The organism is Halomonas sp., from assembly GCF_033549285.1.
Taxonomy (GTDB): domain Bacteria; phylum Pseudomonadota; class Gammaproteobacteria; order Pseudomonadales; family Halomonadaceae; genus Halomonas.
The window spans coordinates 12,454-20,891 of the sequence record NZ_JAWSUJ010000074.1; the positions used below are offsets into that span (position 1 = coordinate 12,454).

Genomic DNA, 8,438 nt, shown 5'->3' on the forward strand with positions numbered 1-8,438 from the left:
ATGCCATCATGGCGGACCGGACGGGACTCGAACCCGCGACCTCCGGCGTGACAGGCCGGCATTCTAACCAACTGAACTACCGGTCCGCAAGATGACCTGCGACGGGGAAGACGATGGCGGACCGGACGGGACTCGAACCCGCGACCTCCGGCGTGACAGGCCGGCATTCTAACCAACTGAACTACCGGTCCGCTGCTCTCTTCCTGCGACATGATCGGGCATCGCCGAGGCGATGGTGGGTGGTACAGGGTTCGAACCTGTGACCCCCAGCTTGTAAGGCTGGTGCTCTCCCAGCTGAGCTAACCACCCCCGGTCACGTGGCGCTGCATTCTACAGCGGCCCCGACCAATGTCAACGCTTTTCGCATCGCCAGGAAGCGCTTCCCCAGAGCGAAGAACCATCGCCCTTTCATCGACTTGCCCGTACCGCACGTGACACGGGCGTCTCAGGGGTGGGCAGCCATGAAGGCGGCGATCGCTGCCGCCCCCTCGTCGATCAGCTCCGCCTGGGTCCTGCCCGAGGCGCGGCGTGGCTTCCAGTCATGGTCGCCGTCCTCGAGCCAGTGAAGCCGCGCCGCGTCGGGGAGTTCATAGCCCGCCACCTCGTCACGGGTCCCGAAGGGGTCTCGACTGCCCTGCACCACCAGGGTCGGACAGCCCAGCAGCGGCCAGTGAGAGAGCCGCAGGCGCTCGGGCTTGCCGGGCGGATGGAAGGGGTAACCGCACAGCACCAGGCCGGCAGCGCCGTCGCGGGCCGCGAGCAGGCTGGCGACGCGTCCGCCCATCGACTTGCCCCCCAGCCAGGGTAGCGGAAGGTCGCGGTGCGACACGCTGTCGCACCAATGGGCCAGTTCATCGACCAGGCGATCGACCCTTGGCGGCGGCCGACGGCGGCCCTCGCGACGCATCTGCTGCAGGTAGGCGAACTCGAAGGACAGTGTCTGCACCCCCACTTCGGCCAGTGCCTCACGCAACCGTTGCAGAAAGGTTGAATCCTGTCCCGCACCGGCGCCGTGAGCCATCAGCAGCCGGCCCACCCGACACGCTCCACGCACTTCCAGGGGGCCGAGGCCCTCGATGATCCAGGCGCCGGACTCGCCATCCCGCAGCAAGCGGTGCAGGGAGTGGCGGTCGACAGGCGGCAAATCCCGACAAGAATAGTCTGACAATTTCAGCCCCTTCGGGTTCATGAATCAACATATTGGCGTGTTCAGCTTGTCGCACGCCTGCGCTAGAATCGGCAATGGTTATAGACCTGCATCATCCTGCGGAGGTCGCCCCGAGGCAGAATGCCGCGGGACACCCCCAAACCGCGTTCGATGGGATCCTGACATGAGCACAGCATTTGAACACCCGACCTACAACTACAAGGTAGTTCGGCAGTTCGCGATCATGACGGTGGTGTGGGGCATCGTGGGCATGACCCTCGGTGTCATCCTTGCCGCACAGCTGGTATGGCCGGAACTGAACCTGGGACTGCCGTGGACGAGCTTCGGCCGCCTGCGCCCCCTTCACACCAACGCCGTGATCTTCGCCTTCGGCGGCTCGGCACTGTTCGCCACCTCCTACTACGTGGTGCAGCGCACCTGCCAGACGCGGCTGTTCGGCGACAAGCTGGCGGCCTTCACCTTCTGGGGCTGGCAGGCGGTGATCGTCTCGGCGGTGGTCTCGTTGCCGCTGGGCTATACCACCACCAAGGAGTATGCCGAGCTGGAGTGGCCGATCAACATCCTGATCGCCGTGGTCTGGATCAGCTATGCCATCGTCTTCCTGGGCACCATCAAGCTGCGCAAGACCTCCCACATCTACGTGGCCAACTGGTTCTTCGCCGCCTTCATCCTGACCGTGGCGGTGCTGCACATCGTCAACAACGCCGCCATCCCGGTCACGCCCATGTACTCCACCTCCATCTACGCCGGCGCCATCGACGCCATGGTGCAGTGGTGGTACGGCCACAACGCGGTGGGCTTCTTCCTGACCGCCGGCTTCCTGGGGATGATGTACTACTTCGTGCCCAAGCAGGCCGAGCGCCCGGTCTACTCCTACCGCCTCTCCATCGTCCACTTCTGGGCGCTGATCATGGTCTACATGTGGGCCGGCCCGCACCACCTGCACTACACCGCCCTGCCCAACTGGGCCCAGTCGCTGGGCATGATCATGTCGATCATCCTGCTGGCCCCCTCCTGGGGCGGCATGATCAACGGCATGATGACCCTCTCCGGCGCCTGGCATAAGCTGCGCACCGACCCGACCCTGCGCTTCCTGGTGGTCGCCCTCTCCTTCTACGGCATGTCCACCTTCGAGGGGCCGATGATGGCGGTGAAGACCGTCAACGCCCTCTCCCACTACACCGACTGGACCATCGGCCACGTGCATGCCGGCGCCCTGGGCTGGGTGGCGATGATCACCATCGGTTCCATGTACCACCTGATCCCGCGCCTGTTCGGCCGCACCGAGATGCACTCGGTGAACCTGATCGCCGTGCACTTCTGGCTGGCTACCATCGGCACCGTGCTCTACATCGCCTCCATGTGGGTCAACGGCATCCTGCAGGGCCTGATGTGGCGCGCCATCAACCCCGACGGCACCCTGATGTACACCTTCGTCGAATCCGTGGAGGCCAGCGGCCCGGGCTACATCGTGCGCCTGATCGGCGGCCTGTGCTGGGTCACCGGCATGCTGATCATGGCCTTCAACGTCTTCATGACTGTCCGGCGCGGCGAAGGCGCCCGTCAGCCGATTCCGCAGACTGCCTGAGCCAACGGGGAAACCGACACCAATGAGACACGAGATCGTCGAAAAGAACGTCGGCCTGCTTGCCGTACTGATCCTGGTGGTGATCAGTTTCGGCGGCCTGGCCGAGGTCGTGCCGCTGTTCTTCCAGAAGCAGACGACCGAACCCGTCGAGGGGCTCGAGCCGCTCTCCGCACTGGAACTGGAAGGCCGCGACATCTATCGCCGCGAGGGCTGCGTCGGCTGCCACTCGCAGATGGTCCGCCCCTTCCGGGCCGAGACCGAGCGCTACGGCCACTACAGCGTGGCCGGCGAGTCGGTCTACGACCACAACTTCCTGTGGGGCTCCAAGCGCACCGGGCCGGACCTGGCCCGCGTCGGCGGCCGCTACAGCGACGACTGGCACCGCGCCCACCTCTACAACCCGCGTGACGTGGTGCCGGAGTCGGTCATGCCCGCCTATCCGTGGCTGTTCGAGAACACCCTGGATGGCCAGGACACGCCGAAGAAGATGCGCGCCCTGCGGGCCCTCGGCGTGCCCTATACCGACGAGCAGATAGAGAACGCCACCCGCGAGGTGCGCGGCGAGCAGGAGATCACCGCGCTGGTCGCCTATCTGCAACAGCTTGGCACCGTGCTCGAGGGCACGCGCTGACTATGGATACCGGGACCTTTCGCGGCATCATCACGGGCATCCTGATCATCGCCTTCATCGGGCTCACCCTGTGGGCCTACTCGAAGCGACGCAAGAAGGACTTCGACGAGGCGGCCCAGTTGCCCTTCGCCGACGAGGATGATGCACCGGCGAACCGTGACACGAGCGCCTCGCGCGAGACCGATTCCCGCCATGACAGGGGAGACAGGAACACATGAATAATCTTTGGGGTGACTCCCTTTCCAGCTTCTGGAGTGCCTGGATCATCGTCATCACGCTGGGCTCCATCGGGATTGCCTTCTGGCTGCTCTACGCCAACCGCAAGACCGACAAGACCCCCGATGCCGAAGGCAACGTGGATACCACCGGCCATGCCGCCGACGGGATCGAGGAGTACGACAACCCGCTGCCCCGCTGGTGGTTCCAGCTCTACGTGGGCACGGTGATCTTCGCCCTGGGCTACCTGGTGCTCTACCCGGGGCTGGGCAACTTCGCCGGCGTGCTGGGCTGGAGCCAGGAGAGCCAATGGGAGGAGGAGGTGGCCCGTGCCGAGGAGCGCTTCGCCCCGATCTTTGCCCAGTACCAGGAGGTCCCGATCCCGGAACTGGCCAGGGACGGCGAAGCCATGCAGGTCGCCGAGCGCATCTACCTCAACAACTGCGCGGTCTGCCACGGTTCGGGCGCCCAGGGGGGCTATGGCTTCCCCAACCTGACCGATGACGCCTGGCTCTATGGTGGCGAGCCGGAGAACATCGTCCATACCATCGCCAACGGCCGCAACGGCCTGATGCCCTCCTGGCAGCAGCTGGGCAGCGAGAACATCGAGAACGTCACCCAGCACGTGCTGTCGCTCTCCGGCAATGCCGAGGACGAAGGGCGCGCCGAGCAGGGTGCCGCGGTGTTCGCCTCGGTGTGCGCCGCCTGCCACAGCCCCGACGGCACCGGCAACCAGGCCCTGGGCGCGCCCAACCTGACCGACGATGCCTGGCTCTACCAGGCACCCGGCCAGTCGCTGGGCGACTCGGTGCGCCAGACCCTGCGCAACGGCCGCAATGGCCACATGCCGGCCCAGGCCGCCTATATCGGCGAGGACAAGGTCCACCTCGTCGCCGCCTATGTCTACAGCCTGAGTCAGGACGACTGAAGCGACGACCTGCGGCAAGAAAGGGTGCGGCCTCCGGTCGCACCCTTTCTCGTTATGCGGCCAGCTCGATACAATGGACGCACCCGCAGCGGCCCCTTGCCCGGTCCTGCCCCCTGCCAGCCGTGAGCCTGCCATGAGTGAAAAGATCCCGACCCGCGATGTCACCCCGGATCCCGTGGAGCATCACACGCCCCGGGAAGCGGTCACCCAGCAGATGTACGCCAGCCGGCGCCATATCTACGTGCGCGAGATCAAGGGGGTCTTCCAGCGCCTGCGCCGCACGTCCAACTGGGCCCTGATGCTGGCCTTCTTCCTGCTGCCCTGGGTGCCCTGGGGGGATCGTCCGGCCATCTGGTTCGACCTGCCGGGACGCGAGTTCCACATCTTCTCGGCGACCTTCTATCCCCAGGAGTTCATGCTGCTCTCCTGGCTGCTGATCATCTGCGCCTTCGGCCTGTTCTTCATCACGGTGTTCGCCGGCCGGGTCTGGTGCGGCTACACCTGCCCGCAGAGCGTCTGGACCTTCCTGTTCATCTGGGTCGAGCATCGCCTGGAGGGGTCGCGCAACCGCCGCATCAAGCTCGACAAGCAGCCGATGACCCGCGACAAGCTGTGGCGCAAGTCCGCCAAGCACGCCATCTGGCTGCTGATCGCCCTGGCCACCGGGGTCACCTTCGTCGGCTACTTCACCCCCATCCGCGACCTGGTGGTGGAACTGCCGACCCTCGAGGCCCACGGCTGGTCCTACTTCTGGGTCGGTTTCTTCCTGGTCTTCACCTACCTCAACGCCGGCTGGCTGCGCGAGCAGGTGTGCATCTACATGTGCCCCTATGCGCGTTTCCAGTCGGTAATGTTCGACCGCGACACCCTGATCGTCTCCTACGACACCGCTCGCGGCGAGCCTCGCGGCCCGCGCAAGAAGAGCCTCTCCCACGCCGAGGCGCGTGAGTCCGGCCACGGCGACTGCATCGACTGCGACCTCTGCGTGCAGGTCTGCCCCACCGGCATCGACATCCGTGACGGCCTCCAGTACGAGTGCATCACCTGCGCGGCCTGCATCGACGCCTGCGACAGCGTGATGGACAAGATGGGCTATCCCCGCGGCCTGATCCGCTACACCACCGAGAACGCCCTGGAGGGCAAGCCGACGCACATCTTGCGGCCGCGCCTGATGGGCTACCTGGCCGCCCTGGTGGTGATGATCGGCGTCTTCGCCTGGGCGGTGGCAGACCGAACCCCCCTGGGCTTCGACGTGGAGCGCGAGCGCAACCAGCTGTTCCAGATGACCCGCGACGGGCGCATCAGCAACGTCTATACCCTGACGGTGCGCAACCTCGACAGCCAGGCGCATGTCTACCGGCTGGAGGCCTCCGGCCTGCCCGGCCTGACCCTGGACACCCATGAGGTCAGCGTGCCCGCCGGCGACTCGCGCCAGCTGGTGATCCAGGCAAGCGTCCCCCCCGGGGCCATCGACCGGCCCAGCGCCGAGATCATCCTGCGGCTGGAAGCCCAGGATGCCGACATCGCCATCGAGCGCGACAGCCGCTTCATAGGAGAGACCCGCTGATGAGTGCGGAACACGAGAGCATCCCGCCCTGGTACAAGCAGTTCTGGCCCTGGTTCCTGATCGGCCTGCTGGCCTCCTCGGTGACCTTCAGCCTGGTCTACCTGACCCTGTCGATCCGCTACTATGACGGCTCGGTGGGCGGTGACTACTACAAGCGGGGCCTGGCCATCAACGAGCAGCTGGCAAAACAGGAGCACGCCCAGTCACTGGGCCTGGAGGCGGTGATGCGTGCCGACCCCCGCACCGGCGACATCGTCGTCGACCTGCAGGGGGAGCGCCGTCCCGAGCGCCTCCACCTGGCGCTGGTCTTTCCCACCGACAGCCACCGCGACCGCTCGCTGACCCTGGAGCATGTCCGCAACGGGCGCTACGTGGGGATGATCGACGAACCGCTGACCTACCGCTGGTACCTGCAGCTGCAGCCCGCCGAGGGCCGGGACGCCGAATGGCGCCTGACCGGCGAGGCCCGCTTCCCCAGCGACGACGAGATCGCCCTGGTTCCCGGCCTCTAGCGCCATCCCACGAGACGCCATGACCCATAGCCCCCAGACGCCTGACGCGGCCCCCGACTGCTACCACTGCGGCAGCCGGGTGCCGGAGGGTGCGCCCTGGTCGATCACCCTCGACGAGGTGCGCCACCCGCTCTGCTGCCCCGGCTGCGAGGCCGTGGCCCATGCCATCGTCGATGGCGGCCTGGCGAGCTACTACCGCTTCCGCACCGAGCTGCCGGAGCGACCGGACGACCGCCAGGCGGCCCGGGCCGAGACCTGGGCGGTGTTCGACGACCCGGGGCTGCAGGCGCGCTTCGTGCATCCCGAGGGTGACGACGGGACCGTGCATGCCACCCTGGCCGTGGACGGCATCACCTGTGCGGCCTGCGCCTGGCTGATCGAGCACCGCCTCAATGCCCTGGAGGGGATCACCGCCAGCGCCGTCAACCTCACCCATCACCGCCTGCGGGTCAGCTGGGATCCCGAGCGGGTCGCCCTGTCGCGGATCCTCGCCGAGATGGCGGCCATCGGCTACCCCGCCCAGCCCTGGGAACCCGATGCGGCGCAGCAGCGCCTGCAGCACGAGGAGCGCATGAACGTGCGCCGCCTGATCGTCGCCGCCGTGGGCATGATGCAGGTGATGATGTTCTCGATCCCCATCTACGTGGCCGGTCCCGACGAGATCAGCGCCGACTTCCTGGCCCTCTTCCACTGGCTCTCCTTCGCCCTGGCCACCCCGGTGGTGCTCTTCTCGGCCCAGCCCTTCTTCGCGGGCGCCCTGCGCGACCTGCAGACCCGGGTCCTGGGCATGGACGTGACGGTATCGCTGGCCATCGGCGGCGCCTACCTGGCCAGCGGCTATGCGGTGATCGCCGGCCACGGCGACGTCTATTTCGACTCGGTGGCCATGTTCACCTTCTTCCTGCTCTTCGGCCGCTACGTGGAAGGCCGCGCCCGACGCCGCAGCGGCCACAGCGGCAACGCCCTGTCCGACGCCCTGCCCCTCTCGGCGATTCGCCTCACCGAGGCGGGCGAGGAGCGCATCCTGCCCGCCAGCGAGCTCGCCGCCGGCGACCGGGTGCTGGTCAAGCCCGGCCATGGCGTGCCGGCCGACGGGGTGATCGAGTCCGGCGAGTCGAGCCTCGACGAGTCCATGCTCACCGGGGAGTACCTGCCGGTGACCCGCGGGGTCGGTGACCGCGTGACCGGCGGCAGCCAGAACATCGAGAGCCCGTTGACGGTGCGCGTCACCCATGCCGGCGCCGACGCCCGGGTCGCCAGCATCGTTGACCTCACCGACCGCGCCTTCGCCAGCCGCCCTCGCATCGCCCAGCTGGCGGCGCGCATGGCCCACCACTTCGTGCTGCAGGTGCTGATCATCTCGGTCGGGGTGGCGCTCGCCTGGTGGTTCATCGACCCGGACCGCATGCTCTGGGTCACCCTGTCGGTGCTGGTGGTCACCTGTCCCTGCGCCCTGGCGCTGGCCACCCCCACGGCCTTGACCGCCGGCCATGGCCGCCTGCATCGTCGCGGCGTGCTGATCACCCGTGCCGATGCCCTGGAGATGCTCTCCCAGCTCGACCGGGTGATCTTCGACAAGACCGGCACCCTGACCAGCGGCGAGATAAGCCTGGTCGAGACCCGTCCGATCGACGCCCCGGACGGCGCGCTCGACGAGGCGCGTGCACGAAGCGTCGCGGCCGCCCTGGAGGCCCAGTCGGAACACCCCATCGCGCGGGCCTTTCGCCCCTACCGCGAGGCCACCCTCTCGGCCGGGGAGGTGCTCAGCCGCCCCGGCCAGGGCCTGGAGGGCAGGATCGGCGATCGCCGCTGGCGGCTCGGCCGGCCC

At 67.3% G+C, this 8,438-nt stretch carries 8 protein-coding genes and 3 tRNA genes; 7 read left to right on the plus strand and 4 right to left on the minus strand.

All coding sequences use genetic code 11. The features are described from left to right. Positions 1–9: 9 nt before the first annotated feature. The 4 genes from SCI24_RS15255 to SCI24_RS15270 all read right to left on the minus strand — a co-directional run bounded on the left by SCI24_RS15255 (position 10) and on the right by SCI24_RS15270 (position 1,168). Positions 10–86: transfer RNA gene (locus tag SCI24_RS15255), tRNA-Asp, on the minus strand. A gap of 28 nt (positions 87–114) precedes the next feature. After that, positions 115–191: transfer RNA gene (locus SCI24_RS15260), tRNA-Asp, on the minus strand. Between the two features lie 42 nt (positions 192–233). After that, positions 234–309 (minus strand) — tRNA-Val (locus tag SCI24_RS15265). 136 nt (positions 310–445) lie between these two features. Further along, positions 446–1,168, minus strand: a complete 723-nt coding sequence (locus SCI24_RS15270) for an alpha/beta family hydrolase (protein ID WP_318726190.1) — start codon at positions 1,166–1,168, stop codon at positions 446–448. Between the two features lie 163 nt (positions 1,169–1,331). On the opposite strand from SCI24_RS15270, the gene ccoN reads away from it, so the two are divergent. From ccoN to SCI24_RS15305, 7 genes are all read left to right on the plus strand, one after another. Continuing rightward, the gene (ccoN, locus tag SCI24_RS15275; protein WP_318726191.1) at positions 1,332–2,756 is read left to right on the plus strand and encodes a cytochrome-c oxidase, cbb3-type subunit I; all 1,425 of its coding nucleotides are present in this window, start codon (positions 1,332–1,334) and stop codon (positions 2,754–2,756) included. A gap of 22 nt (positions 2,757–2,778) precedes the next feature. After that, on the plus strand, positions 2,779–3,387 hold the full coding sequence (ccoO, locus tag SCI24_RS15280; protein WP_318726192.1) for a cytochrome-c oxidase, cbb3-type subunit II: 609 nt from the start codon (positions 2,779–2,781) through the stop codon (positions 3,385–3,387). A 2-nt stretch (positions 3,388–3,389) separates the two neighbouring features. Next, positions 3,390–3,605: a cbb3-type cytochrome c oxidase subunit 3 gene (locus tag SCI24_RS15285; protein WP_318726193.1), complete on the plus strand. Its 216-nt coding sequence runs from the start codon at positions 3,390–3,392 to the stop codon at positions 3,603–3,605. Next, complete coding sequence (gene ccoP, locus SCI24_RS15290) at positions 3,602–4,531, plus strand: cytochrome-c oxidase, cbb3-type subunit III (RefSeq protein ID WP_318726194.1); 930 nt, start codon at positions 3,602–3,604, stop codon at positions 4,529–4,531. Before SCI24_RS15285 ends, ccoP begins: the two co-directional genes overlap by 4 nt. A 133-nt stretch (positions 4,532–4,664) precedes the next feature. Beyond that, positions 4,665–6,098 carry a cytochrome c oxidase accessory protein CcoG gene (ccoG, locus tag SCI24_RS15295; protein WP_318726195.1) on the plus strand — a complete coding sequence of 478 codons (1,434 nt, stop codon included), beginning with the start codon at positions 4,665–4,667 and terminating at the stop codon, positions 6,096–6,098. Continuing rightward, positions 6,098–6,610, plus strand: coding sequence for a FixH family protein (locus SCI24_RS15300; RefSeq protein WP_318726196.1), 513 nt, complete (start codon positions 6,098–6,100; stop codon positions 6,608–6,610). Before ccoG ends, SCI24_RS15300 begins: the two co-directional genes overlap by 1 nt. A gap of 19 nt (positions 6,611–6,629) precedes the next feature. Next, positions 6,630–8,438 (plus strand): heavy metal translocating P-type ATPase (locus SCI24_RS15305; protein WP_318726197.1); only part of this gene is annotated, 1,809 nt, incomplete at its 3' end.